We start from the raw sequence: 20,390 nt of genomic DNA on the forward strand, positions 1-20,390 counted from the left end.
TTATTTCCCTGGGTTGCTAGCGTAATTTTCTTCACGCACGATGCGCGGCGTAACTTCGCGCGGCTCGATCGAAACGGGTTGATATACCACTCGCTGCTGCTCGGGGTCGTAGCGCATCTCCACATGTCCGGACAACGGGAAATCCTTGCGGAACGGATTGCCGACAAAACCATAGTCGGTCAGGATGCGGCGCAGATCGGGATGCCCGGTGAACACGATGCCGTACAGGTCGAAAGCTTCGCGCTCGTACCAGTTCGCGCAGGGCCAGATAACGGTCGCGGATTCGAGTGCCGGGAAATCGTCGTCATCGGCAAAGATGCGCACCCGCACCCGGACGTTATTCGCTACCGAAATCAGGTGATACACCACCGCAAAGCGCTGCCCCTCCCAGTTGCCGTCGCCGTAGGTGGAATAGTCTACGCCGCACAGATCGATCATCTGCTCGAAACCCGCCCCGTCGCGCAGACGCGTGAGTGTATCCAGCATCCCGGCAGACTTGACCACGATCGTCAGTTCTTCCAGCCTCTCTTCCACATGAACCAGACTGTCGCCAAGCAATTCGGCCAGACTGGTACGCAACACGCCTAAATCAGCAGCCATGGTTCATCCTAACGCGCAATGGTATTGGTTCGTTTGATCTTGTTCTGCAACTGGATCAGCCCGTACAGCAGCGCTTCCGCGGTCGGCGGGCATCCGGGTATATATATGTCCACCGGCACGATGCGGTCGCAGCCGCGCACCACCGAATAGGAATAATGATAGTAACCGCCGCCATTTGCACACGATCCCATCGAGACCACCCAGCGCGGCTCGGCCATCTGGTCGTAAACCTTGCGCAATGCGGGAGCCATCTTGTTGCACAGCGTCCCCGCGACGATCATCACATCGGACTGACGCGGACTGGGGCGGAACACGATGCCGAAACGATCCAGGTCATAGCGCGAAGCGCCGGCCTGCATCATCTCCACCGCGCAACATGCCAAACCGAACGTCATCGGCCATAACGAACCGGTGCGCGTGTAATTGATGACGGTATCCAGCGTCGTGGTCACGACGCCTTTTTCCAGAATGCCCTCTATTCCCATTCCAGGGCTCCTTTCATCCACTCATAGATAAAGCCAACCACCAGGACGGCCAGGAAAATCATCATGGAAACGAAACCGAACAATCCGATCTCCTTGAGCACAATGGCCCAGGGGAACATGAAAGCGATTTCAAGATCGAAAAGGATGAACAGGATGGCGACCAGGTAGTAACGCACATCGAACTTCATGCGCGCATCCTCAAAGGCCTCAAAACCACATTCGTAGGGAGAATTTTTCTTGCTGTCCGGATGGCTCCTGGAGACCAGCTTGCCTAGCGCCAGAGGAATCACGCCCATCGCAAGGCCGACACAGATGAACAACAACACCGGAAAATAGTTTTCCAACATGTAAGCTTTCCCCCTCTGCTTGCGACTTCGTGAGTTAATCCGGAAGAATTAAATCAGAATCATTTTTAATCGTTTTTTTCGCATGTACACCCGCGTGCCCGCTTGTATTTTGGTGCCGATGAGCAGACTCGAACTGCTACGGCTTGCGCCACTACCCCCTCAAGATAGCGTGTCTACCAATTTCACCACATCGGCAATGCTACACCACTACATGACTATTTCGGAATCTCCCTGGACTTGGAACTATCCGCAGGATCGACCGAAGGTACCGCCGGAGCCGATTTTGTCGCAGCCGCATTTACTTTATCCATCACACCTTGCTGTTGCGCAGGATGCGAATAGAGATAGGTCAGGGACAAACTGGTGACGAAAAACAGCGTCGCGGCCACTGCCGTGCTACGACTGAGGAAATTCGCTGAACCGCTGGAACCGAATAAGCTGCCTGCCGAACCGGACCCGAATGCCGCACCCATGTCTGCGCCTTTGCCGTGCTGCATCAGCACCAGTCCGATCAACACCACCGCAGTTAAAACATGCACCGCCCAAACTAATGTTTCCACACTCTCTACCTCGAAATACCTTTTGATCCCAGCCCGACGCCAGTCACTTTGCTGCCGCATGCGCGGCGCGGCAGATTGCCACAAAATCGTCGGCAACAAGCGATGCGCCACCGATCAAACCACCATCTATATCAGGCATTGCAAATAACTGATCAGCATTGTTTGCCTTGACGCTGCCGCCGTAGAGTATACACAAGCCCTCAGCTGCCCGCCCGTCCAATTGCGCAACCCTTTGACGGATAAAAGCATGAACCGCCTGCGCCTGATCCGGCGTTGCCGTTTTCCCGGTACCGATCGCCCAAACCGGCTCATACGCGATCACCGATTTCGCGATAGCATCGACGCCCGCGTGATTCAGCACGACCTCCAACTGCTTTGCAACGACTTGTTCGGTAATGCCGCCTTCACGTTCCGACAGCGTCTCGCCCACACAAAAGATCGGCGCAAGGCCGAACTTGATCGCCGCGTCGAACTTTGCGGCTGCAATATCGTTGCTCTCATGGAACAGGGCACGGCGCTCGGAATGCCCGATAATCACATAGCGACATCCGAAATCGGCCAACATGCCCGGCGCGACCGCGCCGGTGAACGCCCCTTGCTCATGCTGACTCAGATTCTGCGCGCCCCAGGCGATATTACTGCCCTGCAGCATCGATTGCGCCTGGGCAAGATAGGGGTACGGGACACACACACCGTAATCCGCATTGTTCAAATCCCTGACACCCTGTATGACACCTTCCAGCAAAGCCTTGTTGCCCGCCAGACTGCCATACATCTTCCAGTTCCCAACAACCAGTTTCCGACGCATCTTGATTAATCCGTTCAGCATTTAAGGTGCGTAATCCTACCCGTGAACGCAAAAGCGGTCAATGAAACAATTGTCGAAATCGGCCGTCAGGCGGCCTGCACGGGTATCTGGTCGCGCCGGGCAACGATACGGTTGAACTCATCCACGTAGACAAGCTGCGGATGGAATTTTTGCAATTCGAGTTCGGAATACATGGCATAGGTGGCGATAATGATGATGTCGCCGGGATTGGCCTTGTGTGCGGCCGCGCCATTGATGGAAACCACACCGGAACCGCGTTGCGCACGGATCGCATAGGTGGTGAAGCGCTCACCGTTGGTGACGTTGTAAATCTCGATCTGCTGGTATTCCTTGATGTCAGCGGCATCCAGCAAATCGTCGTCGATCGCGCAGGAGCCCTCGTAGTGCAACTCGGAATGCGTCACGCGCGCCCGGTGCAATTTGGCCTTAAGCATGATTCTTTGCATGGGACACCTCCCTTCCAAACGGGGCGCGGATTATATAACAATCAACCGTCAAGACAAAATTCGACATTATCCAGCAAGCGGGTATTGCCCAGCCTTGCCGCCGCCAGAATGACCAGTGCGCGTTGCGACGGATCGGCCGGCTGCAAATCGGACGGGTTGCGCACCATCACATAATCCACCGACCACCCGCTTGCAGTGAGCGACTCGGCCGCCTGGCGCTGCAATCGCCCGAAATCCCGTTCGCCCTGCAGGACGGCCTGTCGCATCCCTTGCAGCGTACGGTACAAGGCGACCGCCCCGGTGCGCTCCGACTCGCTCAGGTACTGATTGCGCGAACTGAGCGCCAGTCCGTCCGGCGCACGCACCGTCTCCCCGCCAACGATGCGCACCGGCAGATTCAATTGTGAAACGAGCTGGCGAATGATGTGCAACTGCTGATAATCCTTCTTGCCGAACAGCGCAACCTGCGGCTGCACGATGTTCAGCAGTTTCAGCACCACCGTCGCCATGCCGCGAAAATGACCGGGACGAGCCGCGCCGCACAACTCATTGGCAATCGGCGGCGGCTCGACGAATACCGTCTGCCGCACCGGGTACATCTCGCTGACCGATGGCGCGAACACCACGTCCGCCAACCCGCGCAGCCTGTCGCAATCCGCTTCCAGCGTGCGCGGGTACTGGTCGAAATCCTCGCCGGGACCAAACTGCAGGGGGTTGACGAAAATACTCACCACCACGCACCGTCCATGCCCGCGTGCCTGACGGACCAGCGCGAGATGCCCCTCGTGCAGGTTACCCATGGTCGGCACGAAGGCGATGTCCTGCTCGCCCGCCATGCGGGCACGCAATTCAGTAACGGTATGGATAAGCTGCATCATGCATTCCAGTCAATTTGTCGCACCACCGGCCCCCGCAACGATCCACGGCTCGAGACGCTTTCCGAACGCAACCGTAACTTCAAACGGCGTCGAATTACCAAACAGCCCGCGATAAGCGAGCGGCACGTTGATGCGCTCGGCATGCAATTCCCTGACATAACCCGCGATACGGGTTTCTTCCTGTTCAGATATCGCAGTCGGCTGGATCAAGCCGCGCACGATGGCATAGCGGACGCGATCAGGATAGGCGGCACGCAATTTTTGCAGATCGAGCCCGGCGTCGATCACGAACAGGCGGCTACCCTGGTCTTGTTCATGCCGGAAGCTTTTTTCGGCGCCCTCAGCCCTGCGTTGCATCTCGGTGTTGCCGGGGGAAGCCGCCGACAGTTTCTTGCTCTCCTCTGCATATGCCCGGGCGCGCTGCAAATGGCGTTGATATGACTGGCCATCCAGTTCCAGCACCAGCATCACTTCTTTCGACTGCTCCCGCCTGTTGCGGCGGCCAACCTCTTCCGTGCCGGCCAACTCCTCCACATCGAAGCCAAGTTCGGCCAGCTTGGCCTTGTCCAGCCAGACCGGCATCCCCCAACGACTGGAATACACGCCGTAATTGTAACTATCATCCTCCGCCTGCTCGAATCGCCAGTTCAGCGTCAACGTGATGCCGCTGTTGTCCTTTCCGGAACGCCAGGTCGAATGTTGCAGTTCGCGCTGCGTCAGTTGCAAGCGGCTTTCCGGGTCTCCGCTTCGGTTGTAACCGGCGCCCCCCAGAGCAACGGCATTGGTCAACAGAATCAGGGCGCTGCCTGCAATCAGGGTGCGCGACCATTTCATCATGACGACTCTCCCTTGAACAGCCTGTAGCTGGTTGCGCGCAAGCGCTTGAGCACCATCAGGAACAGCACCGCAACCAGGCCGAGCACCAGGAAGAACAGGTACTTGGGCATGTTCTCCCACCACCAGTCGAATATTTTCGTGTACAGGAAGATGATGAAGAACGTAACACCGGTGTTGATCACTTCCGGCCATTGTCTGCGCACGCCATACCAGACGGCTATCGAACTGCCGACAAAACCCGTCACCTGATAGAAACCCTCGATGAAATCCACATCCCAGTCGAGATAACTGGAATTGCCCCAGTTACCCATCACCAGCACCGGCAGAAAGACTGCAAGCAAGCCGAAGATGCGATACATGGGCGGAAAATCCACAAAGCGCGTATGGCGGACAAAATGCGGCAGCGCCAGCAGGATCGCGGCGGCAGGGAAAAAGTTTTCCGGGCGCTCGCCGAAACTGAGCCAGTACATCCCGCCCCAGGTTCCGGTGCGCGCGGCGACCCAGGCAATCATGCACAGGATACCGGCCACCAGCAGCAAACGCAGGTCGCAGGCATAGGCCAGCAGGAAGGCCAGCGCCGCCCACGGCAACAGCGCATTGTCGGAAGGCGTGATATTGAATATCTGGCCCAGCATCGTGATGTTCAATACAAAGCAGGCGAACGTCACCAGCGCGGCCAGTTTGGCAAAATAGCCGGAAGTATCCCTATGCCGGAGAAACAGCGTAACGCCCAGCATCAGCAGTGGTGCGGCAACCAGGATCAGCACTTGCGCGACCGTCGAGAGCCAGCCCCAGAACTGGTAGAACAGGAAGAACACGCTGGCCGACAGCGCCAGCGCGCCGAACAGCGAGGCAATACGCATCCCCAGGGACAACTGGCTGGCATGTTTGTCGCGGTCGATGTCGAAGTGCTGCGCATACTGGCTCAACAACTGGCGATGGTGTTCATCCACCCGCTGACGCTGTTCCTCGTCCAGCGCGACGATCCCCTCGCGTTCCAGCAGCGCCATCTCGCTCTGGAAAACGCGAATCTGGTCCGCTCGTTGCTGGGCCTCGTATCGGGAAAGAATGTTCATGTATCACCCCAAATCATTGGCGATGCAGCAGGCGAACCGCGCCGCCTGCGGGATCAGGAGAAACTGTGTTCTGCAGCGGGGAATTTACCCGCCTTCACTTCGGCCACATAGTGCGCCACCGCTGTCGCGATGCTGTCTGCGCCCCGCATGTAATTCTTCACGAAACGCGGCTTTTTGCGCGGATAGATGTCCAGCATGTCATACAGCACCAGCACCTGGCCGGAACATCCGGCCCCCGCACCGATGCCGATGGTGGGGATGGCAAGTGCGGCAGTGATCTCGGTCGCCAGCGTGGCGGGAACCGCTTCCAGCACCAGCATCCCCGCGCCGGCTTGCTGCAGGGCCAGCGCATCCTGTAACAGCGCCTGCGCGGCGGCCGAATCCCTGCCCTGCACGCGATAACCGCCCATCTGGTGTACCGATTGCGGGGTCAGGCCGATATGCCCGCATACCGGGATGGCACGCGAAGTCAGGAACCGCACGGTCTCCGCCATCTCGATCCCGCCTTCCAGCTTGACCATCTGCGCGCCCGCCGCCATCAACTGCACGGCATTGGCATAAGTCTCGCGCGGACTGACCTGGAAGGTGCCGAACGGCATGTCGGCAACGATGAATGCCTTGCCGGAGCCGCTTGCCACGCATGCGGTATGGTAGGCCATGCTGTCCAGCGTCACCGGTAGCGTGGTCTCGCGCCCTTGCAGCACCATGCCGAGCGAATCGCCCACCAGCAGCACGTCTACGCCCTGCGTCTCGAGCAGGGTCGCGAAGCTCGCGTCGTAACAGGTCAGCACGGCGATCTTCTCACCCGTGTCGCGCATCGTTTGCAGCGCAGTCAATGTGGTTCGCATCACCCTCCCCTGCTGAAGAATTCCCGTGGCCCGCGCATCTCACCGATGCGTTGCAGCAACAGCTCGAAATCTTCGCCGCCGTCGACGAAGTTCAGATTCTCGCTATTCACCATCAATACCGGCGCCGCGTCGTAATGATAGAAGAAATCGCTGTAGCTTTGTGCCAGACGCAACAAGTAGGCATCGCCGATGCCCTGCTCATAAGACTGTGCGCGACGGCGCACGCGTTCCATCAGCGTCTCGGGCGATGCCTGCAAATAGATCACCAGGTCCGGTACGGGCGCTTGCAGTTGCAGACTGTGATAGATCTGCTGATACAGCGCGAACTCCTCCTCGCCCAGGTTCAGGCGCGCGAACAGCGTATCCTTGTCGAACAGGTAATCCGCCACGGTGCTGACACGGAACAGGTCCATCTGGGTCAGCTCGCGCACCTCGTTACCGCGCTGGAACAGGAAGAAAAGCTGCGTCGCCAACGCGTAGCGCGCCGGATCGCGGTAAAAATCAGCCAGAAAGGGATTCTCGCCGGGCTTTTCCAGCAGGGTCGTCGCGCCGACATGTTGCGCAAGGCGCTGCGCAAGACTGGTCTTGCCGACCCCGATCGGCCCCTCCACCACCACATAGCGATACTTATCGAACAACATCGGCAAGCCGCTCCAGAGCCTGATCCTGACAGTCCAGCAGGGCGCGCCGAGCCGCACCCATGCCGGGTATCTCGCAATCCGGCGCGATCTCCAGCAACGGTCGCAACACGAACGCACGCATGTGCATCTGCGGATGCGGGATGGTCAGCCCGTGTTCATGCAATCGCAGTTCGTCGTACAGCAGCACATCCAGGTCGAGTATGCGGGGCGCATTGCGAAAGGTGCGCTCGCGCCCGTGCCGATGCTCGATATCCAGCAAGGCTTGCAACAGGGCTTGCGGCGTCAGACCCGTAGCGATCTTGGCCACCGCATTCACGAAATCGGGCTGATCCAGATAGCCCAGCGGCGCGCTGCGGTACAGCGAAGATCGCGCCAGCAGTTCAGTGTCCGGCAACTGGCCGAGGTCGGCAAGGGCTCGCTGCAACTGGCTGCACGGATCATCGAGATTGCTGCCCAGCCCGATGAAGGCGATGTGTTCCATTATGCGGCCGGCTCTTCTGCCGTTGCCTCCGACGGTTTCCTGCGCGGTTTGCGGCGGCGGCGTTTCCTGTCGCCCGCCTCTTCCGGCAGCAGCATCTCCGCCCGCCGCTCGGCGCTCGCGTCCTGGAACTCGTCCCACCACAGCCCGAGCTTGTCGTCCACCTCACCGCTGGCACAGCGCAACAGCAGGAAATCGAATCCGGCACGGAAGCGCGGCTGTTCCAGCAAACGGAACGGACGCTGCCCGCCGCGCTGCTCGAAGCGTTGCTGCATCAGCCAGATCTCCTTCATCACCGCATCGTGGCGATGCGGAATCGCGAGCTGCGCCTTTTGCCTGGACAACACCTCGTCCATCGCCTCGTGCATCGCGCCCACCGGACGCGCGCCCTGCTGCACGCGCGCGCTCCATGCCGCCAGCACCTCATGCCACAACAAAGCGGCAAACAGGAACGCGGGCGACACCGACTTGTCCTGACGGATGCGCTCGTCGGTATTGCGCAACGCCAGCATGACGAACTTCTCGCCCATCGGCTGCCCCAGGATCACATCCAGCAACGGCAACAGGCCGTGATGCAGGTTCATCCTGCGCAACTGCTGGATACACTCCACGGAATGCCCGGACAACAGCATCTTCAACACCTCGTCCAGCAGACGCGCCTGCGGCACGTTGTCGAGCAGATCCTTCATCCTGCCGATCGGCGCGGCGGTCGCCGCATCCAGTTTCATGCCAAGCTTGGCGGACAACCTCACGGCACGCAGCATGCGCACCGGATCCTCGCGATAACGCACCGCCGGATCGCCGATCATGCGCAACATCTGGCCGCGGGTATCTTCATAGCCGCGATGGAAGTCGAATATCTCCTGCGTGGAAGGATCGTAGAACAGGGCATTCGCGGTAAAGTCGCGCCGCGCAGCATCCTGCTCCTGGTCGCCGAACTGGTTGTCGCGCAGCAGGCGGCCATGCTCGTCGGTCTGGGCATCCTCGGCTTCGATCAGGCTGCGGAAAGTGGACACCTCGACCACCTCCTCGCCGAACATCACATGCACCAGCCGGAAACGCCGCCCGATGATGCGCGCGCGGCGAAACACACGGCGCACCTCTTCCGGCGTGGCATCGGTCGCCACATCGAAATCCTTGGGCGTACGATCCAGCAGCAGGTCGCGTACCGCCCCGCCCACCACATACGCCTGGTAACCCGCCGCTTGCAGGCCGTCGGTCACCTTTTGCGCACCGTAACTGATCTGCTCGCGCGCCACACCGTGCAACCCGAACGGAATCACCTGTGCATTACCCGCTGCCCTGGTTTTGGCGGGCCTGCGAAACACCCGCTTGAGGAGTTTTCTGATCATGCAATCTTCGATAATCGTAAAACGCGGCAAGGCCGCGCGAAAGAGCGCGGATTATACACCGCACGCTTTCATCACCAATAAAAAACGCGCCTTGCGGCGCGTTCCCGGCGGATACTGCCAATGCTCACCCCTTGAGGCAGGCACTCATGAACGCCTTGCGATCCGCTCCCTTGAGCCCCTTGCCGCCGGCTTCGTCGTTGCAGGACCTCATCTTGTCCTGCTGCGTGGCGGCAGGCGCCCCATCCGCCGCGCCGGACTTCAGCTCATAATCCTTGGACAGACATTTCTTCATGAACGCCTTGCGTTCCTTCCCCTTCAAGCCATCCGCCTTTGCCTCCTTGTTGCAGCCTTTCATCTTTTCATGCTGCGCGCCAGCAAAAGCCGGGGCGGAGAGGGAAAACGCAAGACCCAGACAACATAATGCAATCAGTTTTTTCATGGAAATCTCCCATAGTTTGGTTAGGACAGAAAAGCGGGGGCCGGCTACACATTGAAGCGACCATGACCGCGCCGCAACTTAACCAGTCGTCACATATCCAGTCAATATGCCGGATTGCCTAGATAATTCGGCATAGATATTTCTGACAGGTATGGGAAACCGATCTAGGGATGTGCTGATCAAGTCGTCATTCCCGCGCAAAGGGGTAAGCAGGCAAGCCGCATAGCGGCTGCTCGCAAAGCGGGAATCCAGCTTGTTGATTTAACTGGGTTCCCGCTGTCGCGGGAACGACAAAACCATACTTGTTCAGCGCATCCCTAGATAATTGTGTCTGGCAGACCCGGCTATCGTTGCAGTCCGTTTATCCATTTGGCATAAAGATGTGTCGCCACTTCATGCAACTGCGGCAGTCTGTCCTCCGTTTGCCGCTGCATCTCTGCCGCCATCTGCACGGCAGGGCCGGCCCGGTTGGCGTCGATCTCTTCCGCGCCGATCTCGCACCAGTCCGCGATCATCCCGGCAGTCATCTCCACATGGCATTGCAGCGCAAGGTGCTTGCCCATGGCCCATGCCTGGTTCGCACAATATGCGCTGGACAGCAGGCGCTCGGCATCGGGCGGCAAGGTGAAGGTCTCGCCGTGCCAGTGGAAGGCGACGAAACCCCGCAACTCGCCGAACCACGCTCGAGCGGTCCCGTTGTCCGCGACCGTCACCGCGCCCCAACCGATCTCCTTGACCGGGTTGTCCGACACTACGCCGCCCAGCGCCTTGGACATCAGTTGTCCGCCGAGGCAATGGCCAAGCAACGGGACGTCACGTGCGGCCGCATCACGGATCAGCGTCTCGACTTCCGCTATCCACGGCAGGCCGTCGTTGACGCTCATCGGCCCGCCCATGAACGCCAGCCCGGAATACACTTCTGCCGAGCGCGGCACGGCATCGCCCGCGTCGATGCGGACCAGGTGCCAGGGAATGTTGCGCTCATCGAGAAATTCCGCGAGATAGCCGGGGCCTTCGGGGAGTGCATGACGAAAAATGGCGACGGGTTTCATGTCTGAGCCGGGGATTCCGGAATCGGGAATTGGGATTTTGTAGCTCGTGTGCGAGGAAGCGCGGGTTGGCCAGATCCAGCCCCCCGATCCTATTCTTTCGTCTTATCCCGCTCGATCAGCGCGTAGGCGGAATGGTTGTGGATCGACTCGAAGTTCTCGGACTCGACGATGTAGCTGTCGATGCGCTCGTCCGCGTTCAGGATGGCCGCAATGTCGCGCACCATGTCCTCGACGAATTTTGGATTGTCGTAGGCGCGTTCGGTGACGTGTTTCTCGTCGGGACGTTTCAGCAGCCCGTACAGTTCGCACGAGGCTTGCTCCTCGGCGATGCGCACCAAATCCTCGATCCAGACGAAATCGTTGGCGCGCACGGTGAGCGTGACATGCGAACGCTGGTTGTGCGCACCGCGCTCGGAGATCTTTTTCGAGCAGGGGCACAGGCTGGTGACGGGCACGACCACCTTCATGGTGAAGCGCGGTTCGCCGCCGTTGCATTCGCCGATGAAACTGACTTCGTAGTCGAGCAGGCTTTGCACGCCCGAGACCGGCGCGGCCTTGTTCACGAAATAGGGGAAATTCATCTCGATGTAGCCGGACTCCGCCTCGAGGCGCTCCACCATCCCGCTCAGGATGCTGCCGAACGATTCCACCGAGATCTCGCGCTCATGCTCGTTGAGGATCTCGACGAAGCGCGACATGTGCGTGCCCTTGAAATTGTGCGGCAGGTGCACGTACATGTTGAAGGTGGCGATAGTGTGCTGCACGCCGACACTCTTGTCCTTGACCCTGACCGGGTGGCGGATCCCCTTGATCCCGACGCGATTGATCGCCAGGTGGCGCGTATCGGCCGAACTTTGCACATCGGCGATATGGTTGGATTTACGGGTGTTCATAAATAGTTAAAGTCTCCATCGAACTTCTTGCCATCGGGATTATAAACAATCCCGATGGATTTACTCGGTCAATTTGCGGCGGATCGCGGCGGCCAGTCCTGCGGCATCCAGACCGCAGTCTGCCAGCATCTGCCCATGCTCGCCCTGCTCGATGAAACTGTCCGGAAGGCCAAGTTGCAACACGGGCGTGGCGATGCCGTGTTGCAGCAGGCATTCCACTACGGCGCTGCCCGCGCCACCCTGCACGGTGTTCTCCTCCACCGTGACCAGCAGCTCGTTTTCGCGCGCCAGCCGCAATGCCAGTTCGACATCCAGCGGCTTGACGAAACGCATGTTCGCCACCGTCGCATCGAGTTTTTCGGCGGCGGCCAGCGCGGGAGCCAGCATGGAACCGAAGGCGAGGATCGCCACACGCCTGCCTTCCCGGCGCAATTCGCCCTTGCCGACCGGCAATGCGCTCATTTCATCGATGATGACCGCCCCCGGCCCTTTGCCGCGCGGATAGCGCACCGCGCTCGGCGCATCCAGCTGCATCGCGGTGTACAGCATCTGGCGGCATTCGTTCTCGTCCGCCGGCGCCATCACCGTCATGTTCGGTATGCAGCGCAAATAGGAAAGGTCGAAACTACCGGCGTGGGTTGCGCCGTCCGCGCCGACCAGGCCGCCGCGATCGATGGCCAGCACCACCGGCAGATTCTGGATGGCGATATCGTGGATCAATTGATCGTAGGCGCGCTGCAGGAATGTCGAGTAGATCGCCACCACCGGCTTGTAACCGTCGCAGGCCAAGCCTGCCGCGAATGTCAGCGCATGCTGTTCGGCGATACCCACATCGAAATAGCGGGCCGGGTATCGTTTCGAGAATTCGGCCAGTCCGGAACCCTCGCACATCGCCGGCGTGATGCCGACCAGCCGTTCGTCCCGTGCCGCCATGTCGCACAGCCACTGGCCGAACACCTGCGTGTAGGCCGGCCTGGCGGCGGCCTCCGCATTGCTGGCAACGATGCCCTGGGTGCTGTCGAACTTGCTGACGCCGTGGTACAGCAGGCAGTCTTCCTCGGCGAGCGCGTAGCCCTTGCCCTTCTGCGTGACGATGTGCAGGAACTGCGGGCCGCTCAATTCGCGGATGTTACTCAAGGTATCCAGCAACGCATCCAGGTCGTGCCCGTCGATCGGGCCGATGTAGTTGAAGCCGAATTCCTCGAACAATGTACTCGGCGTCACCATGCCCTTGACATGTTCCTCGGCACGCTTGGCGAACTCCAGCATCGGCGGCATGCCCTTCAGCACCTTTTCGCTGCTGCGCCGCATCGCCGCGTAGAAACGTCCCGACATCAGCTTGGCGAGGTAATTGTTCAGCGCGCCGACCGGGCGCGAGATGGACATGTCGTTGTCGTTGAGGATCACCAGCAGGTTGGCGTCCATCGCGCCGGCGTTGTTGAGCGCCTCGAACGCCATGCCGCCGGTCATCGCGCCGTCGCCGATGATCGCCACCGAGCGTCGTGCCGAGCCTTGCAGTTGCGCAGCCACCGCCATGCCCAGCGCCGCCGAGATCGAGGTGCTGGAATGCCCGGTACCGAATGTGTCGTAAGGACTTTCCTCGCGCTTCGGGAACCCGGCAATACCGCCCGCCATGCGCAATTTGTTCATCGCCTCGCGCCGTCCGGTGAGGATCTTGTGCGCGTAGGTCTGGTGTCCGACATCCCAGACCAGCCTGTCCTCGGGCGTGTCGTAGATGTAATGCAAGGCGATGCTCAGTTCGACCGTGCCCAGGTTGGAGGACAGGTGGCCGCCGGTCTTGCTCACCGACTCGACCAGGAATTCGCGCAACTCTTGCGCCAGTTGCGGCAACTGTTCGCGTGCCAGCTTGCGCAGGTCGTCCGTACCGGTGATGGTGTCGAGCAATGGATACATTCAGAACTTTCTCAATACGATGAAATCGGCAAGTTCGCGCAGGCGTTGCGCGCGTTCGCCGAACCCCGCCAGCGTTTCCAGCGCCTCGCGATGCAGCCGCCCGGCCATATCGCGCGCAGCCGGCACGCCCAGCAGGGTCACATAGGTCGGCTTGTCTTTGTCCGCGTCCTTGCCGGCGGTCTTGCCCAGCGTGGCGGTATCCGCTTCGCTGTCCAGCACATCGTCCACCACCTGGAAGGCCAGCCCGATGCATTTGCCAAAATGATCCAGCCTGTCCAGTTGTTCACGGGTAAGCATCGCGCATTGCGCGCCCAGCAGGATCGCCGCACGGATCAGCGCGCCGGTCTTGTGGATATGCATGTTTTCCAGTTCCGGCAAGGTCAGCGCCTTGCCGACGCTTTCCAGGTCTATCGCCTGGCCGCCCGCCATGCCGCGCGAACCGGAAGCCTGCGCCAGCAGCTTGACCATCTCCAGTTGGCGCGTCGCATCGTCGCTCAGGCGGTGCTCCGCAAGCAACTGGAACGCCAGCGTTTGCAGGCTGTCGCCGACCAGCAGCGCGGTTGCCTCGTCGAACTGCACATGGCAGGTCGGCTTGCCGCGGCGCAGCACATCGTCGTCCATGCACGGCATGTCGTCGTGCACCAGCGAATAGGCATGGATCAGTTCGACCGCTGCCGCCGCGATATCGACGCGCGCGACATCCGCACCACCCAGTTCACCCGCGGCGAAAGCCAGCAACGGGCGCACGCGCTTGCCGCCGTCCAGCACCGCATAGCGCATCGCCTGATGCAAGCGCTGCGGCGCGATATCCGGCTGCGGCAGCAAGCTGCGCAATACTTCTTCGAAACGGGACTGGTGGGCGCTCGCCCAGCTCTGGAAATCGGCGCGCATCAATTGCCCGTCCCGGCCTCGCCGCCGACCGTGAAATCCTTCAGCACACCGTCCTCCAGCACGCGCACCTGCTGTTGCGCGTCCTCCAGTCTTGCGCGGCAGAGCGTCAACAATTCCGCGCCACGTTTGTAGGCTGACAGCGAATCTTCCAGCGATAGCCTGCCCGCTTCCATGTCGGCGACGATCCGCTCGATCTCTGCCATCGCCGATTCGAAATCAACCTCTTTGTGTGGCCCTGTCTTTTTAGCCTGGCCCGTCATGCGCCGCCCCTGATTCGGAAAGGTGCGTATTTTACCCAACGCACTCCTGACGGGCCAATTTTTATTGCCCTGCACTTCGATTTCGGGGAAAATCCGGGCTCCTGCTATCGTATTCACCTTTCCCAAGAAGGACGTGGGTATGTCTGAAATCGCGAAACTTGAACAACTCACCCCGGCACAGGTTCAACCACCGCTAAGCTGGTATTTCGATCCCAAGGTATTGGAGATCGAACAGCAGGTACTGTTCGAACAGGGCCCGGGTTATGTCGGCCACGAACTGATGGTGCCCAGCCTGGGCGATTACCATGTGCTGCGCGACGAAGCGCAGATGCTGGTACGCAACCCTAACGGCGTGGAACTGCTGTCCAACATCTGCCGCCACCGCCAGGCCACCATGCTGCAGGGTCGCGGCAACGCGCAGAACATCGTTTGCCCGCTGCACCGCTGGACCTATGAGACCAACGGCAAACTGCTCGGCGCGCCGCACTTCCCTGCCAACCCCTGCCTGCACCTGAACAAGTCACCGCTGCAGAACTGGAACGGCATGCTGTTTGCCGGGAAGCGCGACATCGCAAGGGATCTGGCCAACGTCGGCGTGATGAAGGATCTGGATTTCTCGGGCTACATGCTGGATCGCGTGCAGATCGACGAATACAGGTTCAACTGGAAGACCTTCATCGAAGTGTACCTGGAGGACTACCACGTCGTGCCGTTCCATCCCGGCCTGGGCAATTTCGTGGATTGCGAAGACCTCAAGTGGGAGTTCGGGGAACAATACAGCGTGCAGACCGTCGGCATCATCAACGGGCTGCGCAAGTCCGGCAGCCATGTCTATGGCAAATGGCAGGAACAGGTACTGCGCTACTACGGCGACAACCTGCCCAAATATGGCGCGATCTGGCTGACCTACTATCCCAACATCATGGTCGAATGGTATCCCGGCACGCTGGTCATCAGCACGCTGTTGCCGAACGGCCCGGAAGCCTGCACCAACATCGTCGAGTTCTATTACCTGGAAGATATCGTGCTGTTCGAACGCGACTACGTCGAAGCCGAACAGAAGGCCTACAACGAAACGGCTGTCGAGGATGACGTCATCTGCGTGCGCATGCATCAGGGACGCAAGTCACTGCATCAACGCGGCATCGAGGAACACGGCCCGTACCAGTCGCCCACCGAGGACGGCATGCTGCACTTCCACGAATACCTGCGCCGCAACCTTGCCCCGCACCTGAAGTAGCCGAACCGTGGGTTCCTTGTGGATGCTGGTGGCGGGCCTGCTGTTCGCCTGCATGGGCGTACTGATCAAGTTCGGGGCGCCGCGCTTTTCCAGCAGCGAACTGGTGTTCTACCGCTCCTTCTTCGGCCTGCTCATCGTGTACGCGATGGTGCATCGCGCCCGCATCCCGCTTGCCACGCCACATCGGCGCGGCCATCTATGGCGCGGACTTTCCGGAACCGCCGCGATGATGCTGTTCTTCTATTGCCTCACCGTGTTGCCGCTGGCGACCGCCGTTACGCTCAACTACACCTCTTCGCTGTTCCTCTCTGCGCTGACCGTGCTGGTACTGAAGGACAAATTCCACCTGCCGCTGAGCAGCGCATTGGTGCTCGGTTTCCTCGGCGTGATCCTGTTGCTGCACCCGACACTGGAACAGGACCAGTTGCTGCCCGGCCTGCTCGGCCTCATCTCCGGCCTGCTGGCCGGCGTCGCGCTGCTCAACGTGCGCCAGTTGGGCATGCTGGGCGAACCCGGCATGCGCGTGGTGTTCTATTTCAACCTGATCGCCACGCTCGTAAGCGGCGCATGGATGCTGAAAGACACGCTGCACCCGGTCGTCGCGGGCGACCTGCCCCTGCTCATTGCCATTGGCGCATCGGCCACCTTTGCGCAGATTGCCATGACGCGCGCCTACCGCACCGGACAGACGCTGGTGGTCGGAAGCCTGGCCTATAGCACCATCGTGTTCTCGGCGTTGTTCGGCGTGCTGCTCTGGCACGAGTTGCTGGCCTTGAGCGCATGGCTCGGCATCGCACTCATCATTGCCAGCGGCATGTTAAGCTTGCGCCTGACACCGAAACCCCTTCCAGCAAACCATTTAGGGAGCGAAACATGATCACCATCGAGCAAACCGACAACCTCGTCAACGCTGCCGTGCTTGGCGAATTCACGCTTGCCGACTTCAAGGCTTTCGAGGAACAGTCGCTGTTCAAGCTGAAATCGCCCGGCGAACTGAACCTGTTGTTCGACCTGCGCGCGATGATCGACTACACCCTGGACGTCGCGTGGGAGGAAATCAAATTCTTCAGCAGCGAACACAACCACGACTTCAGCAGGATCGCCGTGGTCACCAGCGACCAGTGGATCGCCTGGCAGGCATGGCTGTCGCGCATATTCGTGGACGCCGATATTTGCGTGTTTGCCGACTATGACGAGGCGATGGCCTGGGTTTCTGCCTGACGAATGGCAGGATACGCGGCAACAATATTGTCACAATCGACCCGCACAATCGCGGGTCGATTCATTTCAGGAGTTTTCAGTGAAAAGTCCATACAAAGGGAAAACCGGTCTGCGCCGCGTGTATAACGCATTCGGTTATTCGCTCGCCGGATTCCGCGCCGCATACCAGCATGAAGACGCCTTTCGCCAGGAAGTCCTGCTCTCCGCGCTGCTGATCCCGCTGGCGCTGTGGCTGCCGGTCGCCGGCCTCGGCAAGGCGCTGATGATCGCCAGCGTATTATTGGTATTGATCGTCGAGCTGCTGAACTCCGCCATCGAGGCTGCCGTGGATCGCATCTCGCTGGACAGCCACAACCTCGCCAAACGCGCCAAGGACATCGGCAGCGCCGCCGTATTGGTCAGCCTCATCAATGTGCTGGCGGTATGGTCGCTGGTGCTGACCGCCTGATTTCACCAATCCTTCAAGAAAACTTCATTTAATCTTCATGTTCGCGCGGCAGGATGCGCGGCATGAATACAGTAAATGACCTCCTCAATCGCCCCGCGCCCCTGCACATTGCACTGGTGACCGAGACCTACCTGCCCGAAGTGAACGGCGTTGCCATCACCATCGGTCGTATGGTGGAAGGCTTGAATAAACGCGGACATCTCATCCACCTGATCCGTCCGCGCCAGCACAAACGGGACGCGCCGCAACAGGAACACCTGCTCTGTGAGACGCTGGTCTCAGGCATGCCGATCCCGGGTTATCCAGAACTCAAGGCCGGGCTCCCGGCAAAGGGCCTGCTATTGAGTTTATGGCAGCAACGGCGCCCGGACATCGTGCATGTTGCCACCGAAGGACCGCTGGGCTGGTCGGCCTGCAGCGCCGCCCGAAAGCTGGGCATTCCGGTCAGCACCGACTTCCACACCAACTTCCACAATTACAGCCGGCACTACGGCGTGGGATGGATGAACAAGCCGATCGCTTCCTATCTGCGCCACTTCCACAACCGTACGGACTGCACGCTCGTACCGACCACTTCGCTGCAACAGGAATTACTGCACGATGGCTACCGCGATGTGATGGTGGTGTCGCGCGGCGTGGATGCGGAGCTGTTCCACCCGGCCAAACGCAGCATCGAACTGCGCAACACCTGGGGCGCGACGGACGGCACTCCTGTGGCCATCATCGTCAGCCGGCTGGCAGCGGAGAAAAACCTGCCGGTGGTGATCCAGGCGTTCGAACAGATGCGCGCCATACGGCCGGACGCAAAGCTGGTCATGGTCGGCGACGGGCCTGCCCGCGCCGCACTGGAAAAGCAGCATCCTGACGTGATCTTCGCCGGCATGCGCACCGGCGAAGAGCTTGCCGCGCATTATGCCTCGGGCGATATCTTCCTCTACCCAAGCCTGACCGAAACCTATGGCAACGTGACGGTCGAGGCGATGGCCAGCGGCTTGGCTACCATTGCCTATGACTACGCTGCCGCACGCCAGCATATCCGCCATGAAGTGAACGGCTTGCTCGCGCCGTTCGACGATACGGCGGCTTTCGTCGCACAGGCGAGCGGACTGGTCGCCGATACCGGGCGCATCCACCGTCTCCGCAACAGCGCCCGCCAGACCGTGGAATCGCTGACTTGGGAGCACATCATGGGACAGATGGAGACGGCGCTCGCCGACATGGTGCATACCAAAGGGGTGAACAATGTCCAGACCGAGCTTTCCGCTGCAACAGATTAGCCAGTGGGATGTCGGGCTTTGCCAGTTCTGCAACCGGCAAAGCCGTTACTTGTTGGTGCGCAAATTGTTCCGCGTTGTCAGCCGGCTTGGTGACGGGGTCTTCTGGTACTTCCTGATGTCCCTCATGCTGCTGCGCTACCAGGCTACGGCGTTACCCGCCGTGATGCATATGCTCGCCGTTGCGCTGGCCGGCACGCTGCTCTATAAACTGATCAAGGGCAAGACCCTGCGCCCGCGTCCGTTCAAGGTCTACCCCAGCATCGTCTGCGCCGGCAAGGCATTAGACCAGTTCAGCTTCCCTTCCGGGCATACGTTGCATGCCGTCGCGTTCAGCATCGTCGCCGTCGCCTATTTCCCCGGCCTGTTCTGGCTGGTATCCCCGTTCACGCTGCTGGTCGCCCTGTCGCGCCCGATACTGGGCCTGCACTACCCCAGCGACGTGCTGGCCGGCGCGGCGATCGGTGCCATGCTTGCCTGGGCATCACTGTCGATCTGAAACAAGTCCTGCGGCAGCGGCAGCCACCCCCGTACCTGATGCATCGCGCATAAACCTATGCGTTCCCGCGTCGCTTCCATGCAAGGCAACTCGGCATGCCATAGTGGCGCCTCGCCGGACAGGATCCGGTTGATCTGGACCATTTTTCCGGCCGTTGCGCGCAGATAATAATTGAAACGATGAAGCAAACGTTCATCCAGCAATAGTGCGCCACGATAACAGACCAGCGGCAGACGGCTGGATCGCAGCAGCGATTCGGCCTTTGCCAGCAGGTGCATGCTGCGCCATGCCGCCTCTACCGGACAGCCGAACTGATGCGCCACATAATCCGCCAATTCATGGCGGTGCTGATCGAGCAGATCGGCAGGAGCTACATACATGTGGCCGCGAATGTGCGAGTCCATCGCCCACTCCACTGCCGCATGCGTCAGCATCGGAAAATCGAGCCACATACGCTCGTGCGCCGGAACGAAATGGTTGTGCGCAATCACATCGACCAGCAAATGGCTGGCGAAACCCACGGCCAGCGCGCGTTCCTCATCGCTCCGGGCATGTCCGATCAGCTTGTGTGCGCACGCCCAGTCGTGCGTCCCATCCAACTCATCCATTCCTGAATAACGGCCAACCAGCGACAGGTCCGGCAGGCAGGCTCCGGCCAGAACGAGTCTGGGATAGCTGGCAACGGCACGGCGAAAATTCGGGTCGGTGAGCGGAACGGCCCACAACAGCAGCTGGGCGAAATACACATGTGTGTATAGTCCCCATGCCAGCGCGTCGCTGCTGTAAAACAATAGCGGGATAAACCAGCGCCAGTGTTTGAAGGAATTCTGCATGCGCGCAGTCTCTGCGCCCACCGTGAAACTATGTTGACGGGCAAATGAA

The 20,390-nt window shown here is 60.1% G+C and carries 26 protein-coding genes and 1 tRNA gene; 6 read left to right on the top strand and 21 right to left on the bottom strand.

Annotation, left to right across the window (positions count from 1 at the left end; all coding sequences use genetic code 11):
• From IPM27_04265 to IPM27_04360, 20 genes are all read right to left on the bottom strand, one after another.
• Nucleotides 1–600: an NADH-quinone oxidoreductase subunit C gene (locus IPM27_04265; protein ID MBK9160765.1), complete on the bottom strand. Its 600-nt coding sequence runs from the start codon at nucleotides 598–600 to the stop codon at nucleotides 1–3.
• A gap of 8 nt (nucleotides 601–608) precedes the next feature.
• Nucleotides 609–1,085: an NADH-quinone oxidoreductase subunit B gene (locus IPM27_04270; GenBank protein ID MBK9160766.1), complete on the bottom strand. Its 477-nt coding sequence runs from the start codon at nucleotides 1,083–1,085 to the stop codon at nucleotides 609–611.
• Nucleotides 1,076–1,432: an NADH-quinone oxidoreductase subunit A gene (locus tag IPM27_04275; GenBank protein ID MBK9160767.1), complete on the bottom strand. Its 357-nt coding sequence runs from the start codon at nucleotides 1,430–1,432 to the stop codon at nucleotides 1,076–1,078. The genes IPM27_04270 and IPM27_04275 overlap by 10 nt, the downstream gene beginning before the upstream one ends.
• 110 nt (nucleotides 1,433–1,542) lie before the next feature.
• A tRNA-Leu gene (locus IPM27_04280) sits at nucleotides 1,543–1,627 on the bottom strand.
• 20 nt (nucleotides 1,628–1,647) lie between these two features.
• Nucleotides 1,648–1,992 (bottom strand): preprotein translocase subunit SecG, encoded by a 345-nt coding sequence (secG, locus tag IPM27_04285; GenBank protein ID MBK9160768.1) that lies wholly within the window; start codon nucleotides 1,990–1,992, stop codon nucleotides 1,648–1,650.
• Nucleotides 1,993–2,035: 43 nt separating this feature from the next.
• Entirely contained in the window at nucleotides 2,036–2,800 is a 765-nt protein-coding gene (locus IPM27_04290) for a triose-phosphate isomerase (GenBank protein ID MBK9160769.1), read from the bottom strand.
• Between the two features lie 86 nt (nucleotides 2,801–2,886).
• Nucleotides 2,887–3,267: an aspartate 1-decarboxylase gene (locus IPM27_04295; GenBank protein ID MBK9160770.1), complete on the bottom strand. Its 381-nt coding sequence runs from the start codon at nucleotides 3,265–3,267 to the stop codon at nucleotides 2,887–2,889.
• Between the two features lie 41 nt (nucleotides 3,268–3,308).
• On the bottom strand, nucleotides 3,309–4,142 hold the full coding sequence (locus IPM27_04300) for a pantoate--beta-alanine ligase (GenBank protein MBK9160771.1): 834 nt from the start codon (nucleotides 4,140–4,142) through the stop codon (nucleotides 3,309–3,311).
• 12 nt (nucleotides 4,143–4,154) lie between these two features.
• On the bottom strand, nucleotides 4,155–4,982 hold the full coding sequence (locus IPM27_04305; protein ID MBK9160772.1) for a DUF4824 family protein: 828 nt from the start codon (nucleotides 4,980–4,982) through the stop codon (nucleotides 4,155–4,157).
• Nucleotides 4,979–6,058: a DUF2157 domain-containing protein gene (locus IPM27_04310; GenBank protein MBK9160773.1), complete on the bottom strand. Its 1,080-nt coding sequence runs from the start codon at nucleotides 6,056–6,058 to the stop codon at nucleotides 4,979–4,981. Before IPM27_04310 ends, IPM27_04305 begins: the two co-directional genes overlap by 4 nt.
• Nucleotides 6,059–6,111: 53 nt before the next feature.
• Nucleotides 6,112–6,906, bottom strand: a complete 795-nt coding sequence (gene panB / locus IPM27_04315) for a 3-methyl-2-oxobutanoate hydroxymethyltransferase (protein MBK9160774.1) — start codon at nucleotides 6,904–6,906, stop codon at nucleotides 6,112–6,114.
• Entirely contained in the window at nucleotides 6,906–7,547 is a 642-nt protein-coding gene (locus tag IPM27_04320) for a deoxynucleoside kinase (protein ID MBK9160775.1), read from the bottom strand. Before IPM27_04320 ends, panB begins: the two co-directional genes overlap by 1 nt.
• Complete coding sequence (gene folK / locus IPM27_04325; protein MBK9160776.1) at nucleotides 7,534–8,028, bottom strand: 2-amino-4-hydroxy-6-hydroxymethyldihydropteridine diphosphokinase; 495 nt, start codon at nucleotides 8,026–8,028, stop codon at nucleotides 7,534–7,536. The genes IPM27_04320 and folK overlap by 14 nt, the downstream gene beginning before the upstream one ends.
• On the bottom strand, nucleotides 8,028–9,377 hold the full coding sequence (gene pcnB, locus IPM27_04330; protein ID MBK9160777.1) for a polynucleotide adenylyltransferase PcnB: 1,350 nt from the start codon (nucleotides 9,375–9,377) through the stop codon (nucleotides 8,028–8,030). The genes folK and pcnB overlap by 1 nt, the downstream gene beginning before the upstream one ends.
• A gap of 124 nt (nucleotides 9,378–9,501) precedes the next feature.
• Nucleotides 9,502–9,816 carry a PsiF repeat-containing protein gene (locus tag IPM27_04335; protein MBK9160778.1) on the bottom strand — a complete coding sequence of 105 codons (315 nt, stop codon included), beginning with the start codon at nucleotides 9,814–9,816 and terminating at the stop codon, nucleotides 9,502–9,504.
• A gap of 344 nt (nucleotides 9,817–10,160) precedes the next feature.
• A complete protein-coding gene (locus IPM27_04340) occupies nucleotides 10,161–10,868 on the bottom strand; it encodes a type 1 glutamine amidotransferase (protein ID MBK9160779.1) in 708 nt (235 codons plus the stop codon).
• 89 nt (nucleotides 10,869–10,957) lie between these two features.
• Nucleotides 10,958–11,761 (bottom strand): GTP cyclohydrolase I FolE2, encoded by an 804-nt coding sequence (locus IPM27_04345; protein ID MBK9160780.1) that lies wholly within the window; start codon nucleotides 11,759–11,761, stop codon nucleotides 10,958–10,960.
• Nucleotides 11,762–11,821: 60 nt separating this feature from the next.
• A complete protein-coding gene (gene dxs, locus IPM27_04350) occupies nucleotides 11,822–13,675 on the bottom strand; it encodes a 1-deoxy-D-xylulose-5-phosphate synthase (protein MBK9160781.1) in 1,854 nt (617 codons plus the stop codon).
• On the bottom strand, nucleotides 13,676–14,566 hold the full coding sequence (locus IPM27_04355; protein MBK9160782.1) for a polyprenyl synthetase family protein: 891 nt from the start codon (nucleotides 14,564–14,566) through the stop codon (nucleotides 13,676–13,678).
• Nucleotides 14,566–14,826, bottom strand: a complete 261-nt coding sequence (locus IPM27_04360) for an exodeoxyribonuclease VII small subunit (GenBank protein MBK9160783.1) — start codon at nucleotides 14,824–14,826, stop codon at nucleotides 14,566–14,568. Before IPM27_04360 ends, IPM27_04355 begins: the two co-directional genes overlap by 1 nt.
• 139 nt (nucleotides 14,827–14,965) lie before the next feature.
• Between IPM27_04360 and IPM27_04365 the strand changes: the two genes are divergently transcribed.
• From IPM27_04365 to IPM27_04390, 6 genes are all read left to right on the top strand, one after another.
• Nucleotides 14,966–16,066, top strand: a complete 1,101-nt coding sequence (locus tag IPM27_04365) for an aromatic ring-hydroxylating dioxygenase subunit alpha (GenBank protein ID MBK9160784.1) — start codon at nucleotides 14,966–14,968, stop codon at nucleotides 16,064–16,066.
• A 22-nt stretch (nucleotides 16,067–16,088) separates the two neighbouring features.
• A complete protein-coding gene (locus IPM27_04370) occupies nucleotides 16,089–16,943 on the top strand; it encodes a DMT family transporter (GenBank protein ID MBK9160785.1) in 855 nt (284 codons plus the stop codon).
• The gene (locus IPM27_04375) at nucleotides 16,940–17,287 is read left to right on the top strand and encodes an STAS/SEC14 domain-containing protein (GenBank protein MBK9160786.1); all 348 of its coding nucleotides are present in this window, start codon (nucleotides 16,940–16,942) and stop codon (nucleotides 17,285–17,287) included. Before IPM27_04370 ends, IPM27_04375 begins: the two co-directional genes overlap by 4 nt.
• On the top strand, nucleotides 17,256–17,735 hold the full coding sequence (locus IPM27_04380) for a diacylglycerol kinase (GenBank protein MBK9160787.1): 480 nt from the start codon (nucleotides 17,256–17,258) through the stop codon (nucleotides 17,733–17,735). Before IPM27_04375 ends, IPM27_04380 begins: the two co-directional genes overlap by 32 nt.
• Before the next feature lie 62 nt (nucleotides 17,736–17,797).
• Nucleotides 17,798–19,012 (top strand): glycosyltransferase family 1 protein, encoded by a 1,215-nt coding sequence (locus tag IPM27_04385; GenBank protein MBK9160788.1) that lies wholly within the window; start codon nucleotides 17,798–17,800, stop codon nucleotides 19,010–19,012.
• On the top strand, nucleotides 18,978–19,508 hold the full coding sequence (locus tag IPM27_04390) for a phosphatase PAP2 family protein (GenBank protein ID MBK9160789.1): 531 nt from the start codon (nucleotides 18,978–18,980) through the stop codon (nucleotides 19,506–19,508). The genes IPM27_04385 and IPM27_04390 overlap by 35 nt, the downstream gene beginning before the upstream one ends.
• On the opposite strand, the gene IPM27_04395 is transcribed toward IPM27_04390, so the two are convergent.
• The gene (locus IPM27_04395) at nucleotides 19,439–20,341 is read right to left on the bottom strand and encodes a zinc dependent phospholipase C family protein (GenBank protein MBK9160790.1); all 903 of its coding nucleotides are present in this window, start codon (nucleotides 20,339–20,341) and stop codon (nucleotides 19,439–19,441) included. The two genes, IPM27_04390 and IPM27_04395, sit on opposite strands and share 70 nt — an antisense overlap.
• Nucleotides 20,342–20,390 lie beyond the last annotated feature (49 nt).

Source organism: Nitrosomonadales bacterium (genome assembly GCA_016716325.1).
Lineage (GTDB): Bacteria > Pseudomonadota > Gammaproteobacteria > Burkholderiales > Gallionellaceae > Gallionella.

Excerpts from the sequence above, each read along its gene's own strand:
- IPM27_04355 (MBK9160782.1), bottom strand. The coding sequence starts at position 14,566 with ATGCGCGCCGATTTCCAGAGCTGGGCGAGCGCCCACCAGTCCCGTTTC.
- folK (MBK9160776.1), bottom strand. The coding sequence starts at position 8,028 with ATGGAACACATCGCCTTCATCGGGCTGGGCAGCAATCTCGATGATCCG.
- pcnB (MBK9160777.1), bottom strand. The coding sequence starts at position 9,377 with ATGATCAGAAAACTCCTCAAGCGGGTGTTTCGCAGGCCCGCCAAAACC.
- IPM27_04310 (MBK9160773.1), bottom strand. The coding sequence starts at position 6,058 with ATGAACATTCTTTCCCGATACGAGGCCCAGCAACGAGCGGACCAGATT.
- IPM27_04290 (MBK9160769.1), bottom strand. The coding sequence starts at position 2,800 with ATGCGTCGGAAACTGGTTGTTGGGAACTGGAAGATGTATGGCAGTCTG.
- IPM27_04300 (MBK9160771.1), bottom strand. The coding sequence starts at position 4,142 with ATGCAGCTTATCCATACCGTTACTGAATTGCGTGCCCGCATGGCGGGC.
- IPM27_04335 (MBK9160778.1), bottom strand. The coding sequence starts at position 9,816 with ATGAAAAAACTGATTGCATTATGTTGTCTGGGTCTTGCGTTTTCCCTC.
- IPM27_04360 (MBK9160783.1), bottom strand. The coding sequence starts at position 14,826 with ATGACGGGCCAGGCTAAAAAGACAGGGCCACACAAAGAGGTTGATTTC.
- IPM27_04305 (MBK9160772.1), bottom strand. The coding sequence starts at position 4,982 with ATGATGAAATGGTCGCGCACCCTGATTGCAGGCAGCGCCCTGATTCTG.
- IPM27_04385 (MBK9160788.1), top strand. The coding sequence starts at position 17,798 with ATGAATACAGTAAATGACCTCCTCAATCGCCCCGCGCCCCTGCACATT.
- IPM27_04270 (MBK9160766.1), bottom strand. The coding sequence starts at position 1,085 with ATGGGAATAGAGGGCATTCTGGAAAAAGGCGTCGTGACCACGACGCTG.
- IPM27_04320 (MBK9160775.1), bottom strand. The coding sequence starts at position 7,547 with ATGTTGTTCGATAAGTATCGCTATGTGGTGGTGGAGGGGCCGATCGGG.
- IPM27_04295 (MBK9160770.1), bottom strand. The coding sequence starts at position 3,267 with ATGCAAAGAATCATGCTTAAGGCCAAATTGCACCGGGCGCGCGTGACG.
- IPM27_04275 (MBK9160767.1), bottom strand. The coding sequence starts at position 1,432 with ATGTTGGAAAACTATTTTCCGGTGTTGTTGTTCATCTGTGTCGGCCTT.
- IPM27_04370 (MBK9160785.1), top strand. The coding sequence starts at position 16,089 with ATGCTGGTGGCGGGCCTGCTGTTCGCCTGCATGGGCGTACTGATCAAG.
- IPM27_04365 (MBK9160784.1), top strand. The coding sequence starts at position 14,966 with ATGTCTGAAATCGCGAAACTTGAACAACTCACCCCGGCACAGGTTCAA.
- IPM27_04265 (MBK9160765.1), bottom strand. The coding sequence starts at position 600 with ATGGCTGCTGATTTAGGCGTGTTGCGTACCAGTCTGGCCGAATTGCTT.
- IPM27_04340 (MBK9160779.1), bottom strand. The coding sequence starts at position 10,868 with ATGAAACCCGTCGCCATTTTTCGTCATGCACTCCCCGAAGGCCCCGGC.
- dxs (MBK9160781.1), bottom strand. The coding sequence starts at position 13,675 with ATGTATCCATTGCTCGACACCATCACCGGTACGGACGACCTGCGCAAG.
- IPM27_04345 (MBK9160780.1), bottom strand. The coding sequence starts at position 11,761 with ATGAACACCCGTAAATCCAACCATATCGCCGATGTGCAAAGTTCGGCC.
- panB (MBK9160774.1), bottom strand. The coding sequence starts at position 6,906 with ATGCGAACCACATTGACTGCGCTGCAAACGATGCGCGACACGGGTGAG.
- IPM27_04375 (MBK9160786.1), top strand. The coding sequence starts at position 16,940 with ATGATCACCATCGAGCAAACCGACAACCTCGTCAACGCTGCCGTGCTT.
- IPM27_04380 (MBK9160787.1), top strand. The coding sequence starts at position 17,256 with ATGACGAGGCGATGGCCTGGGTTTCTGCCTGACGAATGGCAGGATACG.
- IPM27_04390 (MBK9160789.1), top strand. The coding sequence starts at position 18,978 with ATGTCCAGACCGAGCTTTCCGCTGCAACAGATTAGCCAGTGGGATGTC.
- IPM27_04395 (MBK9160790.1), bottom strand. The coding sequence starts at position 20,341 with ATGCAGAATTCCTTCAAACACTGGCGCTGGTTTATCCCGCTATTGTTT.